A 23,064-nucleotide genomic window follows, 5' to 3' on the forward strand; every position below is an offset into this window, starting at 1 on the left:
TTAAGTCACGAAATATTCGTGTTAAAGGTATTTTTACGAAGTGTTGTGTATGCATAAGGACATTTTAATGATTCATTCCCCCTATACCTCTGTCTTACGCAGAGTGCTGTTCCCTGTCCTGCTATTTTGTCTCTCAGTTTCGCTATTCGCACAGGATGTTACTGAAACCAGGTGGTATTTTGGTAATTCAGTTGAAAACCTTGTGTTCGATCGAAATGGGCGGGATGTATACTTGCAGACCGATCAGGCCACTCCTTTTGGAAATGCGGGGGCGGTGACCATTACAGATCAATTCACAGGAAATCTTTTGTTTTACACTGACGGAGTGGATGTATATGATGCATCTCATACCATTATTCCTGGTGGAGCCGGACTGTCAGGAAATTCATCCATCAATGTTCCAGTCGTTACTTGCCCTGTTACCAACAATCCGGGACAGTATTATTTATTCACTAATTCAGGAGCCGCAGCACCAAACGAAATTCAATACACCATCGTGGACGCAACTATACCCGGAAATGGGACTGCTCAATTTCCCTATGGGGACGTTACATCTACGAATAATTCAACAGGATTAACTAATCCTTCTGAAGGGATGCTGGTCATACCGGCTGGAAATGGTGAGCTTTTCTGGCTGATATCTCAAAACAGGACTACTTTTCAAATTCAGGTAACCCAGATTGACGGAGGAGGTATAGGAGCTACGATCAATTATGATTTCACCGGAGGAACGACACCTGGTTTCGAGGCAGCACATCTTGCTTTCAATGCTGATTCATCCCAGCTGGTTATGGCTCCTCGTACAACCAATCGAAATATCTGGCTAATGGATTTTGATCCGGCTACTGGTATTCCAACTTTTGATCGGACCTTAACAGGAACAGGTTTTAATGACGATGTTGGAGAATCTATTTATGATGTGGAATGGTCGTCAGATGGCTCTAAGCTTTATATTTCAAGATTTGGAAGCAGTGGTACAACCGGTCAGTTGTATCAGTTGGATTTCAACGATTCTACAGAGTCAGTGAATCCGATCCTGCCTGCTCCAATATTTCGAAGCTATGGCTTAAAGAGAGCACCTGATGAACGCATTTATCACCTGTACCAATCAACAAATGGAGCAGCGTTTAACCTGGGTAGAATCAACCAGCCTGATAGCATTGCCGATTCTGTTCAATATCAAGCGATCGTTTTTCCAGATAATTTTAATTCCAGACAGTTTACAGAGTTCACCCCCGGATACAACTTCACATTTGACACGCTTAACTTTTATTGGATAGATAGCTGTGAAACCAACATCACAAAATTCTTTCCGATAGTAGAGCCGGTTCCGAATAATCTTATTTGGGACTTTGGAGATGGTGGTGGAAGCAATGGTTGGATACCAAATTATCAGTACCAGGCTGCCGGCGGATATATGGTTAGCTTGACAGCCGAAGTAAATGGCATCACACAAACGATCACCCAACCGGTGGAGATTCTGACCAATAGCCTGATGGTCGATTTAGGCAATGACACCACCATTTGTGTGGATGAGATTTTAACATTGGATGCAGGTACCGGGCAGTCATTTGTATGGAGTACGGGTGAAACCACCCAAACCATAGACGTGGATACTACCGGTACGTATTGGGTAGAAGTTACGGATGCTTCGGGTTGTACCGGCTTTGATGATATCGAAGTATTGGAGTATGGAGTTTCCAATCAAACTTCAAATCAGTGGTATTTTGGAGAGCAGGCAGGGATCGAATTTACCAATGGACCTATCGCTATTTTGGATGCCAATCAGCAGGATGCACTGGAGGGGTGCGCAACCATTTCTGATGTGAACGGGGATCTTTTGTTCTACACCAATGGAGTAAACGTCTGGAACAAAGAGCATGATGTGATGGTCAATGGAGATGCTATCGGGGGTGACGAACAATCGGCACAAAACTCTTTGATCATGCCTTTTGCTGATGATCAGACGATGTTTTACATCTTCACTACAGAGCAGGTATATGGTGATGATGAGTATGCGCTTAGATATTCCATTGTGGATATGAAAGAAGATGCAGCCAGGGGGAAAGTGATTGTAAAGAATGTCAAACTGATGGAAAATAGCACCGAGCGAATTGCCGGCTCAGGCTTTACTGGAAATGATCTCATTGTGGCGCATGAGTTTGGAAATAATACCTTCCGGGCGTACCTGACAGGTCCTGCAGGACTAAGTGGAGCGATTTACTCACCATCAGGAGAAGTACATGACTTTATGCAGGAATTAAGTGCTACCGGATACATGAAGATTTCACCAACCCTGAATCAAATAGCCGTGAACATTCCTGGAACGAATCAGGTGGAGATTTTGGATTTAAACCAGGGTGAAATTTCAAACCCTCGATTGATTGATACCGGGGAAAGTGATCTCTATGGAATGGAGTTTTCACCGGGTGGATTAAGGCTTTATCTGACTACTTCGTCTGGTGCGTCTAAACTCATTCAATACGATCTAGATAGCTTAAACTCAGCAGATCCAGCTGGAGATATCGAAGCAACGAAATTTGATGGCTACCCGCAGGGTGCAGACTATGGTGCGCTGCAGCTGGGTCCGGACGGTACGATTTACATGGCAGTGGACAATTCTGGTACATTGGGAACAATCAATTCACCAGATGGTGACGATGCAGGTGCTAGCTTCAACGCAACAGGTTTCGATCTTTCCGGAAGAACCAGCCGATTGGGTTTACCCAATTTCGCTCAAAATCAATCACCCCCACAGCAGCAACCAAGTATGGTCGTAACAGTGGGATGTGCGGGTCAGGAGTCTACGTTTTCAGCTGTAGGTAGAGATCCAAATAACTCCATTGAAAACTACCTCTGGATTTTCGGAGATGGTACTTCTGCGGCTGTTCAAGACACTACGCATACGTACAACAGTCCGGGGACATACAATGTGCAATTGGTACTTAGCAATCGATGTGACACAGATACGACACTCACGCAAACGATAACAATCAACAACATTCCTGAAAGTCCTACTGTACCAACTGATACGGCGCTTTGTGATCAGTCGATTGTCTTGACTGCCTGGCCAACAGACAATCCTGATTTTAATTATTACTGGAGTACAGGACAGACCACACGGGAGATCACTGTTTCACAACCAGCAATTATTGATGTAGCAATTATCAATACCGTGACTGGGTGTACCTCAGATACGCTTCAGGTATTTTTGGCGGATGCCAGGCCTGCTGTTGACCTGGGTGGAGACCGAACACTTTGTCAGAATGATCCCACACAGACACTGGATGCACAGGTTGCAAGGGCTACTTATTCCTGGGCAATAGATGGAGTTGTATTAGGCACAAACCGAACCTTTGATATTGATACAACCACTGCTGGTGTATTTGAATACACCCTGGAGGTGACAAACTCATTTGGCTGTATTGGACGCGACACGATTCAGGTGACTATATTGGAAGAACCGGATGTCACCGTTACACCAAATCCAACTACAGGATGTGGAAACGATGATGGAACAATAGATATCAATTTTAATGCAGCTGGCAGCTATTCCTACCAGTTGGCTGGACCTACTGCATTTGGACCAGCAAACTTTGATGGTCCGGGAGCAGCACCAATAATTACTGGATTATCTCCTGGAAACTATAATCTGACAGTGACCAATCTAGTTACAGGCTGTACATATAGAGAAGTCGTTCAGATAGAGGATCCGGGTAGTTTTAATATGGCAGTGAACAATACTGGAGGGAATTGTGATGGTACAGTGGAACTGACAATATCAGGAACTACTCCAACTCTACCGGCTAGCTACGATTATGAAATTCAGAATCAAAATGGAGTTGTTGTTGCCAGCGGCACAGATTCAGTTGATCCATTGGTCGTATCAGGGTTAAATACCGGGACTTTCTTTGTTCAGGTTACGGACAATGCACCCCCCAATTGCGTAGAGACCGAGCAGATAACAATTAACCCGGATCCTGAGCCAGCATTCACTTTTGATGCCATTCAGGAAATATGTGGTGCCCAGGGAAATATTCTTGTGACCGATGGGTCAGGAGGTGCAGCTGCATATACATGGGCAGGGCCGGGCATTGTGGGTGCAAACACGGGAACTACCATTACCGTTGATCAGCCAGGTGTTTATACCGTAACCGCTTCAGAAGCAGGAAGATGTGATAGAATAGAAGAGATCCAGGTGAACTTCAATGGAGATCCGGTGGTGGATGTGGTAGTCAATGGCGATCCATGTGAAGGAATGGTCACGCTAGTAGCAAATGTGACCAATGGAAGTGGTAGCTACATTTTCAACTGGAATGATGGAGGGCAAGCGATGCAACGAACATTAACTACCTCAGGGACTTACAATGTCACGGTAACGGATCAATTCACAGGATGTGAGGTAACATCGGGAAATACAAATGTGGAGATACAACCAGAATTTGAAGTTACACTTGCGCTGGAGCCCGATTGTAACAATAACGGGAATGTCTTTTTAATCGCAACAACAAACTACTTCAATCCATCGGTGACCTATGAATGGCAGGATGCCAACGGCGCGGTTTTATCAGATTCTGATTCCATTCTAACGGTCACTCAATCTGGAAGGTATACGGTTATTGCTACCAATGAATCAGGCACCTGCACAGCTACAGATGCACTGGATGTAGCAGTTGTTCCAATTAACCCTGAAGACTTGCTACTCCCTGAGAGAGCTACCTATTGTACTGCCGATGCTACTGATCCTACAGTGGATCTTGATCCGGGAATTTTCAATACTTACGAATGGAGATTGCTCCCAGACAATACGGTCATTTCTACCAACCAGGTGCTAAATGTAGCAACTGCGGGGACCTATGAGGTAACGTTGTATAATGGATTTACCTGTGTGACCGACAGAGTAGAGGTGGTTGAGGATTGTCGTCCAGTCATTTTTGCTCCTAATGCGTTTTCACCTAATGCGAATGGAGTAAACGATGAGTTTTTTGTCTTTCCAAATGACTATGTGGAAACCTTTGAGATACTGATATACAGTCGATGGGGGGAATTAGTGTATTCGTCCAATAACCAGGATTTCAGGTGGAATGGCATCTACAAAGGCAAATTGCTTCCACCGGGTACGTATGCATACATCATGAAATTTTCGAGTTCACTGGCTCCTAATCTAGGAACCATCGAACAATATGGCTCTGTTACACTTATTAGATAGATGAGTTACTTTGATTACATATATAATCGACTGTTTGGGAAATCAGAAAAGACACCCACGAAGATTTTTGTCGATGAGATCATAAAAAGGAGTCAATCTTTCCTGGATCGATTCAATGCATGGAAGACTTCAGATACGTGCACTGAGTTTATAAATGATCTGTGGGAATCTTATGCCTGGAGCAAGCAAGGATTGGATAAAGATCCTCAAATTTTGCTACTCGAATCCACCTATAGTAATGGTTTTGCTATCAGCTATGAGTCTAAATATGGAAAAAGCAGTTACCGGTTTTTGTTTGATTACCTGGCGGATCAGGTGAAAAAGCTCGATTACAGATTGGTGCTTAGCCGACATACGATGCAGGAAAAGGGTGGGATAGTAGAGTCAAAAGAGATGCATTACCTGAAACCGAAACGTGGATTTGTGGAACCAATCGATCAAAAATTCGGTAATGTGCAGATAGAATATATTGAAGAAAACGATGAGCCGACACGAATCAAACTCATCGCAAATTCGTATCCTGATCGAAAGTATAAAGAGGCTCAAAATTTTGAAGATTTAGCCCAACATATTTTTTCACTTAAGAACTAGAAATTACAATTATGAGAGTACTTACATTAATTACCGTAATACTGCTGGGATCATCAGCATTCAATAAAGCAGAGGCTCAATTGCTACCTACGAAACTGCGAGTGACGGTCATAGACGGACTTGGAAACTTTGTGGAAGGGGCTACTGTCTCCATTTACGAAACCGAAAAAGACTATCTGGCAAGTGAAAATGCAGTAGCTACGTTAAAGACCGATAAGAAAGGCCGAGTGACCTTCAAAGACGTCAAGCCAATGGCCTACTTTGTAGAGGCAAAATTCGAAGACATGAATAACAATGGAGAGGGCGTGAAGACTGGAGAACTCTCAGAAGGAAGAATTAACAAAGTCAATACGGTAATCGAATAGATTGAAAAGACTTTTAGCTGCTCTTCTTTTCGTTCTCCTTGTTGGAGATTCAGCATCAGTTTTTTCTCCGCAATACACTTTTGAAGTCAGGGACGATCTTTCAGAAATAGGAGGCAGAGAAGACTTAATGGGTCGGCTGGAATATCAGCAGATGCTGACAGCTGATCCATCCACTGGGAATGTTCCTTCTAATATTCGCAAAGCGGAGCTTCAATTTGACCGTTTGCTAACTCAACAGACGGACGGCATGCGTTTAACACAGCTTACCTATGTGTCTGAAGGACCAGTAAATGTAGGTGGAAGAACCCGCGCGGTGGCTTTCGATGTAAGGAACGAAAACGTGATCCTTGCCGGCGGTGTATCTGGAGGAGTCTGGAAAAGTACTGATGGAGGTATAACCTGGGTCAGAAAGTCCAATCCTGAGAATCGGAATAGCGTGACCTGTATTGTGCAGGATATTCGTCCAGGAATGGAAGATACATGGTATCATGGCACGGGAGAAATTGTAGGAAATTCAGCTCGTGGAGGTGGAGCACCGTTTCGAGGAGATGGCATTTACAAATCGACGGATAATGGTGAAACCTGGGATCCAATTCCATCGACGCAGGATTCTGAGCCCAATGTGTTTAACAGTCAGTTTCAGTATATCTGGGATATTGAAATAAATCCGGAGAACCTGCTAGAAGAAGAAGTGTTGGTCGCGGCGTTTGGCGGAATTTTGCGTTCTTTAGACGGGGGGAACACCTGGGAGATTGAGATTGGTCAGGAGTTATTAGGATTAGATGAGTCAGTTGATTTGAATGAGGTCAGCGCTTCCTTTTACACCTCTTTGGAACGCTCGAATGATAATGTTTTTTATGCAGGACTTTCCACTGAATCACCAACTGATGAGAAATCTCCTGATGCAGGTTTATATTATTCTCTCGACGGCCAGAATTGGGAAGACATCACACCTTTAACAGATGAGTCTCAATACCGGCGCGTAGTGATTGGCACCAGTCCATCCAACCCGGATGTTGCCTATTTTATGCTCGATTCCAATCCGATATTTATTCTAGAACATAGATTGTCATTGATAAATAGTCCGGGAAGAATCAATGGGTTTGATCCGGAACCCCGAGAAATTCCTGATTTTGAAGCAGAGTTGGGAGACATTGACACTCAGGGATCCTATAACATGATGCTTCGTGTTCATCCTCAAGATCCTAACCTGGTTTTTGTAGGAGCCACAAACCTCTATCGTTCTATCGATGGTTTCCGAACGCAGGAGAATATCAAGTGGATTGGGGGGTATGATCCCGGAGGAAAAATCAAACCGTATGTGAATCATCATCCAGATCAGCACGATTTATTGTTTTTACCGAGCAATCCGGATGTTGCACTTTCAGCCAGCGATGGGGGGTTGATTCGGACAGGAGACATTGCTGCTGACTCGGTAGTGTGGCAAAGTAGGAATGATGGATTTGTAACCTCACAGTTCTTTACAATAGCACAGTCGAAAGTTCCCGGGGATCAAACTCTCATAGGAGGCATGCAGGATAATGGAACCGATCTCGCTCCAAATGGCAATCCGTCCTGGGGTACTATAATTGGTGGCGATGGTGGGTATTCAGCCACCACTCAAAACAACACGCTCTGGTTCGCTTCTTTTCAGAGAGGTCAGACGTTGAGACTTACCTTAAATGAAGACTTTGAGCTCACATCTTTTGGACGTGTGGACCCAGGTGGTCTGGTGGAGGAAGCTGGCTCTATTTACCTTTTCGTAAATCCATTCACACTAGATCCAACCAATGAAAATCGAATGTTTTGCGCGGGTGGAAATCACCTATACTTTCATCCGAATGTGAGTCAAATACCAGGAGGATCACAGACGCCAACCAACCTTGGATGGGAAAGGGTTACAGAAGAGCCAGTTGGTGATGGATTGGTCAGTGCAGTAGATATATCTAAAGACGGGGAAAAAGTTTACTTCGGAACAGCTTCGGGAGAGTTATTCAGGCTAGATAATGCAGATGAATCACCAAGCTTTAATGTAGTGAAGCTGGACTCATTAACAAATGGATATGTTTCGAGTATTTCTGTCAATCCGGAAGATCAAGATCATGTAGTGGTCGTTTTTTCCAGCTACAATGTGCCGTCCATTTTTGAAAGTAAGGATGGAGGGGAGACGTTTATGGATGTGAGCGGAAATCTAGAAGAGAACCCTGACGGTTCTGGCAATGGCCCTAGTGTTCGATGGACAGAGGTGGTGCCAACAAACACTGGCTATCAGGTCTTTGTAGGTACCAGTGTCGGTCTTTATTCAGCTGATAACGTTTCCACTACAACCACCTGGATTAAGGAGTCACCTGGACTTATTGGCAGCTCCATTGTTACCATGATGGATTACAGAGCCAGTGATGGAAGGTTGGTTATTGCAACCCATGGCAATGGTGTTTATTCCACACAAGTCAGCAATTTCAAATCTATTGAAACAGAATCTGATCAGGGGAATAGCTTTCAGCTTCTTGCTGCTTATCCTAATCCATTTCAGGAGAGAACCAATATTCAATACTCCATCCCTGAAGATGGAGATGTAAGAATTGATATTCTGACTGCCAGTGGAGCCCTGGTGAATACCATTTTATGGGGACCGCAATACGAAGGAACGAACACTGTGACATGGAATGGCACTACACCTTCCGGTTTCCCATTAGCAAACGGGACATACCTCTACAGGATCAGATACAAAGGTGGATCTAAAACCGGACGATTGCTACTCCGACGCTAACGTAGACTCAATACCAACAGAAAGTAGGCGATTACCATCACCCAAAAGTGATAATTGATGATGTTTGGTATCACCCCCAAGTCCATAAGTATGATCAATATTGCCAGGATGAATGATGCAATTCGTAAGGTATTTCTTGTACTTTTTGTCATGGTGTAGGTTTTAGACTAAAATAAGTATTTCACTGCCACATGACAAATTCAAATCGTTCATTCATCTTTGCGTTTTTAGATTTTTAGATCGTGGCTGAAATTGGCAAAGACATATCAAAGGCAAAACAATTGCTGGAAAATGGTGAAGTGGTAGGCATACCCACAGAAACCGTCTACGGTCTGGCAGGGAACGCATTGAATGAAGATGCGATACTCAAAATTTATTCTGTTAAGAATCGTCCTAAGTTTGATCCATTGATCGCCCATACGAATTCTTTGGATAAAATTGAAGGTCTTGTTAAGGAAATACCATCCAAAGCCTATGAACTGACCAATGCCTTTTGGCCCGGCCCGTTAACGATCCTGCTGAACAAAAAATCTTCGGTTCCAGATTTGCTTACTTCAGGCCTTGATCGGGTTGCTGTGCGAATCCCGGATCATCCGTTGACTTTAGAACTTCTGACAGCATTACAATTTCCATTGGCAGCTCCAAGTGCCAATCCTTTTGGGTATGTTTCTCCTACCTCTGCCCAGCATGTTGAGGACCAACTCGGTGATAAGATTCCATATATTTTGAATGGTGGCCCATGTCATATTGGATTAGAATCCACCATTGTGGGATTTGATGGAGAGGATGTGGTTGTTTACAGACTTGGCGGTACAAAGGTGGAGGCTATAGAAGAGATTGTCGGAAACGTTAAAATTCAGGTTAACGAGAGCTCTAATCCTGCTGCGCCGGGTATGTTGAAGTCCCACTACTCTCCGGGAAGGAAGATGATTATTGGAGATATATCGGAAAACCTAAAAAAGTTAAATCCTAAAACGACAGGTATTTTAACGTTTATGGGCACTTATGATGTTCCTGAGAAGAATCAGGTTATGCTATCTCCTGCTGGTGATCTGGACGAGGCAGCTCGCAACATTTTTTCAGCTTTGCGAAAAATGGATCAACCACATATTGAGGTAATCCTTACGGAATTTCTACCTCAGAAAGGATTAGGAAAAGCCATTAATGATCGCCTGAGAAGAGCGGCAGTTTAATCATTCACCATATTCCTTTTTATACACTTTATCAAAAGGGGTGATTTCACCATTGCTATTTATGAAAAGTGTATAATCAAAACCTTTTGATGAACGTAGCGCAGCATCTTCCTCTGTGTGGCGGATGAGCGTAGCAATGTTGTTTTTTAAATGATTCGGATAATTGAAATTGAGGCGCTTCAGGTCGCTGGAAATAATCATTTTATTGAAAAGCGCCGAAACCTTGATGATTGACACCTTCTCGTAAAGCGGAGAAAACGAAAGCTTATCAAGTTTGTAGATTGATGATCCTTTGGTGGCGTGACGCATGCCAATTACGCATAAGATCCCCGTTTCAGGATATTCTTCGATAAGTGACTCAAACTTTCTGTAAATCAATCTGTCTCGGAATTTGTAATTATTATTCGGATTCGTGTAATCAAAGGTGAGGCCGTCATCCATCTCCAGGATCATGGTTGCAAACCGAACAAAATCATCTCCGAAGAAGTCTGTGTATTCATCACTTTTTCGCTCCATTTCCTCGATCGTCATCAGAACCAGACTTTCTACCACTTCACGATCGTAATAGTACATCACAGAAAGGCCCTGGTATTGTTCACGATGTTCGCGTGTATTCTCAAAAAGTTGCTTAAAAACTCCGACGGTTCTGCTCAGACTTTCTGGTATCTCCTTGTCACCAATCAGCTGATTGATGACGAAAATGGCTGATTCCATTTTGTATTCAATGTCAATGCTTTTAATAAAAACACGATCATCTTCAGGTAGTGATTGATTGAAGGCATAAAGATCCTCGAAAAACTCCCAGTTCTCTTTTCCCCAAAACATGGTGTTTCGGGCGATTTGTCGAAGCTTAGTAGTATCTCCTGATTCCAGGTAGTCATTGATCATATACGCCACACTCGCACCCTGTTCGATGGCTAAAATCCGAACATCGGCATTTTGGTGGAGGTACCTGAGCACCTTCATCGTCGCTCTGGGCACACTTTGGATGTTGTGCCAATGCTCCGCAAGTACAAACAACTGATTGTTATCCGGTTCTATCAGTTCGAAACCATTGAAATTATTATCATCTTCAATACTGACCGCACGAATATTTGAGGAGGGTTGAGCGATGATGAACCCTGCAACACATAGAAATATTAACGAAAGGGATAAGCTGATTTTCATTCAATTTCAGCAACGTGTCAGTATATGAAAAATTGCCTCAATACTTTGCTGGCCTATTTCCCGGCAGACTTTTTTGTATGAACTCTCTAAGGTGATCATTACTGCTGATCAAATCCTCATTTCGAAGGTACATCATATGTCCGCTTCGATATCCCTGAAAGGAAAGTCGATCTTTCATTTTACCGCTTGGATCAATCTGCCACATCGTATACTTCGCATCAAAGTACTTGGTTGCTCCATCATAATACCCACTTTGAATAATTGTATGCAGGTATGGATTTTGAGCCATGGCCTGACGTAGGTTTTCACCTGTATTGTTGCCATCTCTATTCCATGGGTGCACCGGACCAAACATGTTGTATTTGATGTCTGTCTGATAGTTTAACACATTCTTGTAATAGTAATTAATCGCAGGGGTGAAGGCGTGCAGCCAGCTAGTCAATTCAGAGTTGAAATCAGGACGATCACCGCCATCGGTTCGGTCAATTCCTTTGTATCGTGAGTCTAATCGTCCAATGGTATAGCCTTCATCTCTCAGAAGTTCCTTCCAAAAGAAAGAGGTAGGAACATCCAGATTGTACTGGAGAATTACTTTTTCAGATATTCCGGAATATCGTGCGATCATTTTTGCGGCTTGTTGTTTTTCTTCCTCCGCGACAAAGCCACCTTTCACCAACGTTGGCATTAAATCCTGAACTGCGTAGGTCTCAGCCTCATCCAAAACCTCGAGCAAGTCCTTGCTTTGCAAGTCCTGAGGAAGCTTTTCGTGATACCAGGCAGCTGCCGTGAAGTATGGTACCCTCAAAGCAGCACCTAATGGACCATCTCTGCGTCCTCGTCCGCTATGAATGCCAAGCTCAGTAGGAGAGACCAGGATCACTCCGTTGAGGTACATCCATTGTCGGTTTTGTAGTTCCAAAGCCAGACCTGAAACCCGAGTGGTTCCATAGCTTTCACCGATCAGGTATTTTGGTGATTCCCACCGATTCATTCGTGTCACAAACGTGTTGATCCAGTCTGCGAGGTATGAGATGTCTTCATTTACGCCAAAGAAGAATTCACGGTCCGTATTCTCGGTATCAAGGATTCTGGAGTAGCCGGTATTCACCGGGTTTACAAACACAATATCCGCCATATCCAAAATGGAATTGGGATTATCTTTTACTCCGTATGGTTGGATCGGGAAGCCTTCATTATCTACCTTCAAAATCTTTGGTCCGGTGTAGGCAAGGTGCATCCAAACAGACGCTGAGCCAGGTCCACCATTGAATGAAATTAGAAGTGGACGGGTATTTTTGCTTTTAATATCGGAACGTTCGTAATAGGTAAAGTGGACAGCCGCGATAGCTTCTCCTTTCTCATTCCAAACTGGTTGTGTACCCGTAGTTGCTTTATAGGGTATGGATTTTCCTTTGATACTTACCTGGTGTGTTGTAGTAATTGTTTCATCGGCAGGAATGGAACGATCCTGAGCCACAAGGGTAAAAAACAGCACAAAAGAGAAAATGGTGAGTATACTCTTCATGATAGATTGAATTTTAATTTTGTAGTGAATCTACCAAAGTTTTGGGGGTCTGTAAATAAAAAAGACACACTCGGTAAATGAGCATGTCTTTCGGTCAGTTGTTATTTTGAGGATTAGTCCATCTTGAGCCTTAGGTTTCCATAACTGGAATCAATTCGTATCATTTTGTTCGGATCGCCCTTTCCTATTTTTCCTTTATACGTGCTTCGATTAGATTCTTTTACCCGATAGTTGAAAGTGGCGTCTACATCTGATGAAACTTTTAAGTCTGCAAAAGAAAACTCAGCGTTGATGTCTGCATTTAGTCCATCTTCCAAACCAATTTCATAGGAGCCAAACTTTCCATCAATGTCAACCTGAGTGAAGGTTTTGGCAAGCTTTTCTATCCTGAAATCGCCAAGGTAGCTGCAATCCAGTTTCAAACTTCCAGTTAGCTCTTCAATTTCCAACCCTGTGAAATGAGCATCTGCATCTACATTACCGGCTTTCTCAATTTCCACTTTTCCATACTTGCTTTCTAATTCCAGGTCTTTTACTTCACCAATTTCTATATCTGAAAACCCCTGTGTCAGTTCAAGAATATTGGCCCCATCAATTTCAAAATTGCTGTATTTAATGGTGGCTTCTCCATCATTGATTTTGCCCATACTGCCACTTCCAAAAGATACTTTGATATCTGCATCCCCGGCTACATCCCCGGCTTTCAATGAACCATAAGAAACATGTATGTCAAGGTCATTGTCCCTGTTGCCCATGGTCACGTCTCCAAAGCTGTTCTTAATTTCCAATAGATTACGCTCAGGCATGAAAACGGTGTAATTGATTTCAAAACCCTCCTCATTTTTATTCTTAGAGCTTTCGATTTCCGTTTCAAAAATGATCTCTGAGCTGCTTTCTGTGATATCAATTTCAATGTCATCAAGTATTTTTTGTGCTCGTTCCTCATTTCGTCCTTTACCAATGATTTCCACCTTAATATCGAATTCACTCTTTTCCCAGGAGTTAATTTCTACCTTACCAAACTTGTTCTCGATTTTCAGCTTGGTCGAAGCACTCACTTTATAGTTTTTCTCTACGTATTTCTTTTTCTGATCCTGGTCGCCAGCTAACGCTAGTGTGGCTAACAGAAGGCAAAGTGCCAATATTTTATATTTCAATAGATATGTCGCTTTCATTGTTTTGGTTTTTGATGTTTTCTAAAATGTCTAGTTGCTTGTTCAGGATATCCAATCTCAACTGCAGATTATTGATCATAGCATCCACCACCCGGTCACTAGAAGCATTGGTTTGGTAGGTTTTCTTGAGCTCTACATACATAGAGTCCAGTTGGTCGATCTCTACCAAAAATTGTTCATGTTGTTTAGGAGTAAGCTGACTTTTAATTGCTTGTCTTTTCTGGTTGATCAGCGTCACATAATAATCCTCTGCCTGAGTGAATTCTTCACTGAGTATCGGGCCCTCTGATTCATTCGTGTTTTTGTCAATCATTAAAAAGATAGTTGACGCCATAAAAAGCATCGCAGCAACTTTCCAGATAGTAGGCCAGACTGATCCTTTTTTGGTTAATCGCTGATCGATCTTACTCCATGTTTGATCAGAGGGTGCAGCATCGTCAAATGCTTCCCTGTTCCCCATGATGAATTTCTCCAGTTGATCACCCATAGTTTACCTCCTGTTTTATAATCATTTTTAATTTGTCTTTAGCACGCTTATACTGAGATTTAGAAGTTGATTCCGTAATACCCAGTATTTCACTTATTTCTTTGTGGTCATATCCCTCAAAAAGATAGAGTGATAGTACCGTTCTGAATCCGGATGGCAATGCTTTCATTGCCTGTTTCACCTGACCAACAGTATAATTTGGTTCCGTTTTTTCAGGTTCATACTCGCTGGCCTCCTCCCTTACGTCCTCTGCCAACATCATGTCTTTTTTTACCCGCTGCACATGACTCAGCGCCTTATTGATGACGATACGCTTTAGCCATGCTCCAAATGAGGCATCTTCCCTGTAGCTGGATAGGTGTTGAAATGCACTTACAAATGCTTCCTGCAAAACATCCTCAGCGTCATTCTCATTACCTGTTATTCTAAGTGCAGTGTTAAACATCGCTTTGTTGTACAGTTTGTATATCTCAAACTGCGCGTTGCTGTCATCATTTTTGCACCCGGCTATCAGGTCGGCGTGAATATTTACCGTATTTGCTTCCAATTTTCAGGTTAGTTCATCGTAAAGACTGGCAAAGGGGACATGGGTTGCATGTTGTTGTTAATTTTGGCCGATCAGATTAAAATTATGCAAAAACTCTTCTGGGTTCTTATATTGATTCCGTTTCTTTCCTGGTCTCAGGAGATAGATACAGTAGCAATGGATACAGTTGCTATTGACACGGTAGAAGAAGAACCACCACCCTATTATTTAGGGATTTATGCCGTTGGAGGTGTGTCATTTGAGCCAAGTTCACCGGATTACAACTTGGTAAGTATGCTTGGAGGAGGCGTACAGTATGAACGTTGGTCGCTGGAATTTACCATTCACGATTTTCAAGGGGCTGTTCAGACATTTGTAGTATTTCCTAATGTCTTTGATCTGAATTATCGCTATGGTGGTCCACGCGTGTCCTACCGCTTTCTTGATAACGACAAAATTGGGCTGTGGATCAATGCAGGATATTATAAAGGAGATATGATCTGGAAGAATGTGGAGGATGGTCAGGATTTTCTACGAGATGAATTTTCAATGATGAAGTTTGGGTTAGTTGGTGAATTTTTGAAACTCAGGTATATTAAGCCTTGTGTTATGATTGGTTATCAAAAGATGCAAGACCTTAACCTGTCCAGTATATCTGGTGATGATTTTTCCGGAGTGTATATTGGTTTTGGGGTTAGGATTGGTTATTTCAATCAATAACTTATTTACTAATAGACGTTTAGGGTTATTTAATTAAACTTGTGCAGGAATTATTTGAGATAAACATGATGAAAGTTTTCCGCGTGATTTTTACGATTCTGGCGTTGGTAATTTTTACTGACATACATGGCCAGCAATTGTACAAAATGTATACAGATGCCGAGGAAACCTTTTACGATGAGAAATTTGGTGAAGCACTGAAGCAGTATCAGGCAATTCAGTCTTATGATTCCAGCTACGAGGATATCGATTATAAAATTGAAATTTGTAAGCTACTCTCCATCACTCAGTATGAAGATATGGGGCCTTTCAATGACTATGAGGAAACCATGGCTAGCAGAGATAAATTCTACTATTACTGGCAGGGGCGTATTTTGATGAAGGAATATGAATTTGAGGAGGCCTTAGAATCTTTAAAAAAATTCATCAATCTACCTGCGAAAAAGAGTGACATCATCTTAGAAGAAGCTCGTCGCTGGGCAAACTGGGCCATAAATGCCAAGAAGTTTATGGATAATCCAAAATACTATGAAATTCATCTTTTGGAAAAAGGCATTAACACCAAGAATGCTGAACTAAGTCCGGTGTATTTTGCAGATAATGAGGAACTGCTTTTTTTATCAAACCGTGACGAAAACAATCCTGATCAATTCCAAATTTATCATACTAGACACGAGGGAAGTCGGTCCTGGTCAGAGCCCGAGGTGATCTACAATGTAGGTGTATTCACCAGAGAGAACTCAAACATTGAAGTAGTTGCTGAGGATGGTCGATTGTTTCAGTTTAGAACTGACAAGGGTGGTGACCTATTTTACAGTGAGCCGACAGATAGCCGAACAGGGTGGAGCATTCCAAGGGAATTTGATAGCAAAATTTCTTCCACACATTTAAGTTCTCATTTCTTCATTAATGAGCATGAAGACCGAATCATTTTTGCTAAAGACGTAGGAACCAAAAAAGACCCAAATCTTGATTTATTTGAATCTATACGCGATCCTGAGTCAGGCAATTGGAGTAAGCCTGAGTTGTTTGCAACTACCATTAATAGTGAGTACAATGAGGATAGCCCTTATCTGAGCCCAGATGAGATGACACTCTATTTTGCTTCTGATGGCCATGAGACGATGGGGGGGTATGATATTTTCAAATCTGAATACGACCCGGAAACCTTTACCTGGTCAGAACCTGAAAACATGGGTTTTCCGGTAAATTCTCCTGACGATGAGATGCACTTTAAACTCAATAATGATCAAATGTCAGGTTACTTTACTTCCAACCGATTGCACACCATTGGTGATTATGACATTTTCTTCTTTTGGGAGATACATACCATAAAAATCAAAGGGCGAGTGCTGGATGAGGAAACAGGGGAACCGATTACCAATGCGCGAATCTTCTTCCGTCCTGTTGAATATACAGATATGTATTTCTTCTCTCACATTGATAACGAAGGTCAGTATGAGATGACTATTAATGCGGATGATGTATACAAGGTAGAGATTAAAATCGATGGAACTTTAAAGATTATTGACCTTGAAGATTTCGAAATTCATGCCACAGGTGGTGTTAGTACCACCTATTTGAAGGATTTCTATTTAAAGAGGAACAATAATTAATCCTCGATTATAAACCATTGCTTGGTCGAAGAGTTTAGTGATGGGGGCTCTCCAATAGCCGCTCTTTCTTATATTCGAATAAAATAAGCAGCATGTATACCTCAATAATTGCAGGTCTTGGGCATTATGTACCCGATAATGTCGTGACCAATGAAGATTTGTCCAAAATGATGGACACGAGTGATGAGTGGATAACTGAGCGAACTGGGATCAAAGAACGAAGATGGATTGAGCCGGAATCCGGTGATAGTCCATCAACTATGGGTACCAAAGCCTCATTGATGGCCATAAAGAATGCTGGCCTCACGCCAGATGATATTGACTTCATTATCTTCGCTACACTCAGTCCGGACTATTATTTCCCAGGTCCTGGGGTAATGGTGCAGGAGCAATTAGGTATCAAAGAAATTGGAGCTCTGGATGTGAGAAACCAATGTTCTGGTTTTGTCTATGGCCTGTCCGTGGCAGATCAGTTTATCAAAACGGGGATGTATAAGAATATCCTGGTTATAGGTGCTGAAAATCATTCCGGCGGACTGGAAAAATCCACACGAGGAAGAGGAGTTACTGTCATTTTCGGGGATGGCGCAGGAGCTGCTGTGGTCCAACGATCAGAGGACCAAAATCGAGGCATTCTATCCACACACCTTCATTCGGAGGGAAAACATGCGGAAGAGCTAGCCTTGATTGGGCCGAATACTGGGCGATGGGTTCCGGAGATCATCGAAGAAAATGATCCCCAAGATTCCAGTTATTACCCATATATGAATGGAAACTTTGTATTCAAGCACGCAGTGACCCGATTTATGGAAGTGATAGGTGAGGCATTGGCTACCAATCAAAAAAAACCTGATGAAATTGATTTGTTGGTTCCACATCAGGCAAACCTCAGAATAAGTCAGTTTGTACAGAAAAAGATGGGACTATCAGATGATCAGGTTTACAACAACATCATGCGATATGGGAATACCACAGCCGCTTCCATCCCAATAGCCATGAGTGAAGCGTTTCAGGAAGGCAAGATTAAAGAAGGTGATCTTATTTGTCTGGCTGCTTTTGGAAGCGGATTTACCTGGGCTTCTGCACTGATAAACTGGTAGGCATGCATACTATTTAGTGATTTCGAATTGGACAAAACGCACGTTTTTGTCGACTAATTAAGCCGTAGACGTTATTTAATTGAATTATATAAAGAACTATTGTAATTATTTCAATTTAACACTTGAAATAGTTAAATTTGTTCTTAACAAAGTATAATCAACCGTAATCTATTAGAAATGAAATTCGTTAAAACGCTACTAGGAAAATCAACTGACGAAAACCAGCTAAAAATGAGAAAAGAAGCAAGTGGGGAATGGGTCGTAAGGAAGGGTTCAACTGTACTCTACATTGGATCCAAGGACAAGTGTGAAACGTACATGAGTCACGCGATGTAAGGGATCAATAAAAGAAAATCTCACCAGGGGGCGGCATTTCTATTGAAGTGTCCGCCTTTTTTTATGCGTGTATATTAAAAATATGAAAATATTGATAAAAAATTGTATTTAAACACAACAAAAATCATTATATTCATGTTTAATATATAAATGATACAATTTTTAACTTAAAATTAACTCACCATGAATCTTTTTAGGTTATTTGCAAAAAGAGGAAGCGACGATAAAATACGGCTAACAAAATCACAAACAGGTGACTGGATGGTAAAGAAAGGCTTTAGCATCCTGTATATAGGTAGCAGGGAAAAATGCGAGACATTTATGAAACAGACGCTCAGCGTCTAGCTATGGAGGATAGATCATAGGCCATCAGTCAGTTGATTGATGGCCTTTATTATCTCTTGCGGATGCGTCCATGGTATGAAATGATTAACACCCTCCAGCATATTGATACGCAATAATGAATCCGGGAGTACACGTTTCGCAAAAGCTGCATTTTCTTTTGGTACCAGCGAATCGTCCGAACCGTGTATGACGATCGTTGGTATTTTTATTTTGAACCACATTGGCTCCATTAATTCTAACTCATCTTTTAGCGGCATTATTTCGTCATTACTAACCTCGAATTCTTTAGGTGTAAAGAATGCTCCGAATCTGGTGTCAATGACCGAACGATACCATTCATCTTCTTCCATGTCAGGGTCTATAGATGGGGCCACCAGAATCATCCCATGGTATGCACAGGGGTAGTCCATAGCCATCCGGGCTGCAACCGGCCCACCCAATGAATGGCCTATGAGGATTTTCTTTTTTTGGGGAAACTGATTCAAAATTTCGTTGATCAGGAATGCCTGTTTTTCTAGCGAGGGTTCAGCTACTCCATATCCTGAATTGCCAAAGCCCGGACGATCGACTGAAAGGATATCAAATTCATTGGTAAGTGTGTCCATTTTGAAGAAATCAATAAAAGCATTCCATGAGCCGGGTGATCCATGTAAAAAGACGATCAGAAAGGCCTTGTTTTGATCTGAGAAGGCATAGTGCATACTCCTTTCACCTACCTTTAGACCGGCAAATTGGATGTTTACTGTTTCATTCAACTCCTCTTGAGCTTCCTCATCACTCATCCGAAATTCACATGCAGCAAAAAAAGCGAGTATGATTGCGAGTTTTTTCATCGGGTATCTGTAGAGCCAATCATAGACATGGGGCTATATTTGCCCTCTATGTCACAAGGCATCATTTCCACTGATTTTCAATTTAAAGGACAAACCGGAAAATACACCGGAAAGGTTCGCGAGGTTTATGAATTTGGCGACAAGCTGGCCATGATTGCGACTGATCGAATCTCAGCATTCGATGTGGTACTTCCTAAGCCAATTCCTTACAAAGGGCAGGTGTTAAATCAACTGGCAGCCAAGTTTCTGGATGCCACCAGCGATATAGTACCCAATTGGGTGGAAAAGACCCCACACCCGAATGTAACCTTCGGCAAAAGATGTGATCCATTCAAAGTGGAGATGGTCATCAGAGGATACCTGACAGGGCATGCCTGGCGTGAATATCGGGACGGGAAACGCATGTTGTGCGGTGTGCCAATGCCTGAGGGGATGAAGGAAAATGAAAAATTTCCAGAACCAATCATCACTCCGACCACCAAAGCGGATGAAGGGCATGATGAAGACATATCTCGGGAAGAAATTTTGAAGCAGGAAATTGTAGCCGAGGCAGACTACCTAAAGCTGGAAGATTACACGCGTAAACTCTTCAAGAGGGGGACAGAAATAGCTGCTGAGCGCGGATTAATATTGGTAGACACCAAATATGAGTTCGGAAAGTATAATGGACAGATTTATCTGATTGATGAGGTGCATACGCCAGATTCTTCCCGATACTTTTATGCTGATCCGTATGAGGAGCTATTGAAAAATAATGAGCCACAGAAACAACTTTCCAAGGAGTTCGTAAGACAATGGTTGATTTCTGAGGGATTTCAAGGCAAAGAGGGACAGCAAATACCGGAAATACCCGAGGAGCGAGTAGCACTCATTTCAGATCGGTACATTGAACTTTATGAGAACATCTCCGGGGAAAAGTTTGTTAAAGACGAATACTCGGATAAATTAGCCCGAATTAAAGAGGAAATAGCCCAAATAGTAGAATAGAAGATTATGGAATTTACTGTAGACAAATACGAGAATTATTCAATAGCAAAGATCAACCAGGAGAAAGTTGATTCCACGGTATCCCCAGAGCTGAAATCAGAGTTTATGAAACTGTCTCAGGATGGGGTTCAAAGCCTGATTGTGGATATGGCTGATGTAAAATATGTAGATTCCAGTGGGCTAAGTGCATTGCTCGTTGGCAATCGCACATTTGGAGAGTCTGGAGCATTTGTCCTTTTCAACGTTACCGACCATGTGATGAAGTTGATTTCGATCAGCCAACTGGATAAAGTAATGAACATTGTGGCTGGGCAGGAAGAGGCTGCTGACATGGTATTATTAGCGGCAATCAACAAGGGACAGGGCGCAGCAGAATAAATTTGAGCCTTGAACTACTGATATTAGGTTCCAACTCTGCGGCGTTTGCTCATCGCAGGCACCACACTGCGCAGGTTTTAAAACTCCAGGATCAGTATTTTTTGATTGACTGTGGGGAGGGAACCCAGCTCCTCATGAAGCGAAATAAGGTCAAGCTCTCACGTATTGATCATATTTTCATTTCACACCTGCATGGCGATCATTACTTTGGTTTAATAGGTCTGCTATCTACTATGCACCTATTTGGGAGGAAGAAAGATTTGCTGCTTATAGGTCCTCCGGGGCTGTCTGAGATTCTCCAGCTTCAATTGCGATATTCCGAGACTTCTCTTAATTTCAGAATCAATTTCAAGGAGTTCACTCCCGGTGAATCAGAATTGATTTACGATCATCCCAAGTATACAGTGACAACCCTGCCGATGGATCATCGGGTGCCTTGTTCCGGGTATTTATTTAAGGAAAAACCAAAGAAGCGTCGCATCAACCGAAAAATGCTGGAAGAAGTGAAGCTCTCTAATCTGGATATTGTTCGTCTAAAGGATGGAGAGGATATCCTGGATGAACAGGGAGAGATCAAATATGAAAATAAAGTGCTGACGCTGGATCCCAACCCCAGTTTTAGCTATGCTTTCTTTTCAGATACACGCTTACGTCCAGAGCTACTCGAAAAAATCAGGGGGGTAGACTTACTATATCATGAGGCTACTTTTGCCAATGACATGAAAGAACGGGCGATAGCTACCTATCACACCACGGCAGAGCAAGCCGCACAATACGCCAAAGAGGCGGGTGTAGGAAAATTGGTGCTCGGTCACTTTTCCGCGCGGTACAAAGAACTGGATCCGATCATTGATGAAGCAAAAGCTGTCTTTGAACGTTCTGAACTGGCAATAGAGGGTACTAAATTTATCGTGGATGGGAAATAAGAAGCAAAACTTATTCATCATACTTGGTGCGATTTTCCTGACCAATGCGATCCTGGCTGAGCTGATAGGGGTTAAGATCTTTTCACTGGAGCAAACACTTGGCTGGCAGCCAGCAAACCTTGACATCTTTGGTTATACGCTGGACTTCAACCTGACCGCCGGAGTGATGATCTGGCCGGTGGTATTTATCACCACGGATATCATCAATGAATACTTTGGTAAAGCAGGCGTCCGGAAAATCAGTTTCATTGCGGTTGGCAGTATCGCATATGCTTTTCTAATGATCTGGTTAGTGACTAAGCTGAGTCCTGCAGGATTTTGGTTGGAGGTAAACAATACGGATTCTGATGGTAATGATTTCAACATGAACTTTGCCTTCAATAAAATCTACACGCAAGGTTTAGGGATTATTGTTGGTTCCATCATTGCGTTCCTGATCGGGCAACTATTGGATGTGATTATATTTCAGCGCTTACGAAAGATCACCGGAGAGAAGATGATCTGGCTAAGAGCCACTGGTTCAACACTGATTTCGCAGCTCATAGACAGCTTTGTGGTGCTGGCCATAGCTTTTTACCTTCTGGCACCTGCAGAGAGCCGGTGGGATTTCTCTCAGGTGATGTCTGTTGGCTCACTCAACTACATCTACAAGTTTATTGTAGCAATTGCGCTTACTCCGCTCATTTACCTCGGACACTTTCTCATTGATAAATACCTGGGAAAAGAGGAGGCAGATCGGATCAAGGAAGAGGCAAGTGCGAGTGGGTTTTGACATAACTCAATTAAAACTTCCCGCTTTAAGTTCTCGTATCTTT

At 42.5% G+C, this 23,064-nt stretch carries 20 protein-coding genes; 13 read left to right on the forward strand and 7 right to left on the reverse strand.

The genetic code is table 11. From position 1 onward, the window contains the following. The first annotated feature begins 49 nt into the window (after positions 1 to 49). From ACXAH9_RS03750 to ACXAH9_RS03765, 4 genes are read left to right on the forward strand one after another with little or no spacing between them, the layout of a single operon-like run. Positions 50 to 5,209 carry a PKD domain-containing protein gene (locus ACXAH9_RS03750; protein ID WP_474893529.1) on the forward strand — a complete coding sequence of 1,720 codons (5,160 nt, stop codon included), beginning with the start codon at positions 50 to 52 and terminating at the stop codon, positions 5,207 to 5,209. Beyond that, positions 5,210 to 5,800 (forward strand): hypothetical protein, encoded by a 591-nt coding sequence (locus ACXAH9_RS03755; protein WP_474893530.1) that lies wholly within the window; start codon positions 5,210 to 5,212, stop codon positions 5,798 to 5,800. Between the two features lie 11 nt (positions 5,801 to 5,811). Then, positions 5,812 to 6,165 carry a carboxypeptidase regulatory-like domain-containing protein gene (locus ACXAH9_RS03760; RefSeq protein WP_474893531.1) on the forward strand — a complete coding sequence of 118 codons (354 nt, stop codon included), beginning with the start codon at positions 5,812 to 5,814 and terminating at the stop codon, positions 6,163 to 6,165. Between the two features lies 1 nt (position 6,166). Further along, complete coding sequence (locus tag ACXAH9_RS03765; protein WP_474893532.1) at positions 6,167 to 8,935, forward strand: FlgD immunoglobulin-like domain containing protein; 2,769 nt, start codon at positions 6,167 to 6,169, stop codon at positions 8,933 to 8,935. Here the strand turns inward: ACXAH9_RS03765 and ACXAH9_RS03770 are convergent. Continuing rightward, on the reverse strand, positions 8,932 to 9,087 hold the full coding sequence (locus ACXAH9_RS03770) for a hypothetical protein (RefSeq protein ID WP_349564294.1): 156 nt from the start codon (positions 9,085 to 9,087) through the stop codon (positions 8,932 to 8,934). The genes ACXAH9_RS03765 and ACXAH9_RS03770 overlap by 4 nt on opposite strands. A 90-nt stretch (positions 9,088 to 9,177) precedes the next feature. Here ACXAH9_RS03770 and ACXAH9_RS03775 point away from each other — a divergent pair, with 90 nt between their 5' ends. Next, positions 9,178 to 10,128, forward strand: coding sequence for an L-threonylcarbamoyladenylate synthase (locus tag ACXAH9_RS03775; RefSeq protein ID WP_474893533.1), 951 nt, complete (start codon positions 9,178 to 9,180; stop codon positions 10,126 to 10,128). On the opposite strand, the gene ACXAH9_RS03780 is transcribed toward ACXAH9_RS03775, so the two are convergent. The 5 genes from ACXAH9_RS03780 to ACXAH9_RS03800 form a co-directional block, all read right to left on the reverse strand. Then, on the reverse strand, positions 10,129 to 11,295 hold the full coding sequence (locus tag ACXAH9_RS03780) for a TraB/GumN family protein (RefSeq protein WP_474893534.1): 1,167 nt from the start codon (positions 11,293 to 11,295) through the stop codon (positions 10,129 to 10,131). A 37-nt stretch (positions 11,296 to 11,332) separates the two neighbouring features. Further along, positions 11,333 to 12,820, reverse strand: a complete 1,488-nt coding sequence (locus ACXAH9_RS03785; protein WP_474893535.1) for a S10 family peptidase — start codon at positions 12,818 to 12,820, stop codon at positions 11,333 to 11,335. 113 nt (positions 12,821 to 12,933) lie between these two features. Then, a complete protein-coding gene (locus tag ACXAH9_RS03790) occupies positions 12,934 to 13,995 on the reverse strand; it encodes a DUF4097 family beta strand repeat-containing protein (protein WP_474893536.1) in 1,062 nt (353 codons plus the stop codon). Then, positions 13,967 to 14,482, reverse strand: a complete 516-nt coding sequence (locus ACXAH9_RS03795) for a hypothetical protein (RefSeq protein ID WP_474893537.1) — start codon at positions 14,480 to 14,482, stop codon at positions 13,967 to 13,969. The genes ACXAH9_RS03790 and ACXAH9_RS03795 overlap by 29 nt, the downstream gene beginning before the upstream one ends. Continuing rightward, positions 14,475 to 15,029, reverse strand: coding sequence for an RNA polymerase sigma factor (locus ACXAH9_RS03800; RefSeq protein ID WP_474893538.1), 555 nt, complete (start codon positions 15,027 to 15,029; stop codon positions 14,475 to 14,477). The genes ACXAH9_RS03795 and ACXAH9_RS03800 overlap by 8 nt, the downstream gene beginning before the upstream one ends. An 84-nt stretch (positions 15,030 to 15,113) precedes the next feature. Between ACXAH9_RS03800 and ACXAH9_RS03805 the strand changes: the two genes are divergently transcribed. From ACXAH9_RS03805 to ACXAH9_RS03820, 4 genes are all read left to right on the forward strand, one after another. Beyond that, positions 15,114 to 15,728, forward strand: a complete 615-nt coding sequence (locus tag ACXAH9_RS03805) for a hypothetical protein (protein ID WP_474893539.1) — start codon at positions 15,114 to 15,116, stop codon at positions 15,726 to 15,728. A gap of 65 nt (positions 15,729 to 15,793) precedes the next feature. Continuing rightward, positions 15,794 to 17,344 carry a hypothetical protein gene (locus ACXAH9_RS03810; RefSeq protein ID WP_474893540.1) on the forward strand — a complete coding sequence of 517 codons (1,551 nt, stop codon included), beginning with the start codon at positions 15,794 to 15,796 and terminating at the stop codon, positions 17,342 to 17,344. A gap of 92 nt (positions 17,345 to 17,436) precedes the next feature. Continuing rightward, positions 17,437 to 18,444, forward strand: a complete 1,008-nt coding sequence (locus ACXAH9_RS03815) for a 3-oxoacyl-ACP synthase III family protein (protein WP_474893541.1) — start codon at positions 17,437 to 17,439, stop codon at positions 18,442 to 18,444. Between the two features lie 177 nt (positions 18,445 to 18,621). Then, positions 18,622 to 18,780 carry a hypothetical protein gene (locus ACXAH9_RS03820; protein WP_424963601.1) on the forward strand — a complete coding sequence of 53 codons (159 nt, stop codon included), beginning with the start codon at positions 18,622 to 18,624 and terminating at the stop codon, positions 18,778 to 18,780. Positions 18,781 to 19,139: 359 nt separating this feature from the next. Here ACXAH9_RS03820 and ACXAH9_RS03825 read toward each other — a convergent pair whose 3' ends face one another. After that, on the reverse strand, positions 19,140 to 19,958 hold the full coding sequence (locus tag ACXAH9_RS03825; protein WP_474893542.1) for an alpha/beta fold hydrolase: 819 nt from the start codon (positions 19,956 to 19,958) through the stop codon (positions 19,140 to 19,142). 48 nt (positions 19,959 to 20,006) lie between these two features. Here ACXAH9_RS03825 and ACXAH9_RS03830 point away from each other — a divergent pair, with 48 nt between their 5' ends. From ACXAH9_RS03830 to ACXAH9_RS03845, 4 genes are read left to right on the forward strand one after another with little or no spacing between them, the layout of a single operon-like run. Continuing rightward, positions 20,007 to 20,945 carry a phosphoribosylaminoimidazolesuccinocarboxamide synthase gene (locus tag ACXAH9_RS03830; protein WP_474893543.1) on the forward strand — a complete coding sequence of 313 codons (939 nt, stop codon included), beginning with the start codon at positions 20,007 to 20,009 and terminating at the stop codon, positions 20,943 to 20,945. Between the two features lie 6 nt (positions 20,946 to 20,951). After that, on the forward strand, positions 20,952 to 21,323 hold the full coding sequence (locus ACXAH9_RS03835) for an STAS domain-containing protein (protein WP_474893544.1): 372 nt from the start codon (positions 20,952 to 20,954) through the stop codon (positions 21,321 to 21,323). A 2-nt stretch (positions 21,324 to 21,325) separates the two neighbouring features. Beyond that, the gene (locus ACXAH9_RS03840) at positions 21,326 to 22,249 is read left to right on the forward strand and encodes a ribonuclease Z (protein WP_474893545.1); all 924 of its coding nucleotides are present in this window, start codon (positions 21,326 to 21,328) and stop codon (positions 22,247 to 22,249) included. Then, a complete protein-coding gene (locus ACXAH9_RS03845) occupies positions 22,239 to 23,021 on the forward strand; it encodes a queuosine precursor transporter (RefSeq protein ID WP_474893546.1) in 783 nt (260 codons plus the stop codon). The genes ACXAH9_RS03840 and ACXAH9_RS03845 overlap by 11 nt, the downstream gene beginning before the upstream one ends. Positions 23,022 to 23,064: the final 43 nt, after the last annotated feature.

It is taken from the genome of Ekhidna sp. ABH4_415, assembly GCF_056161305.1.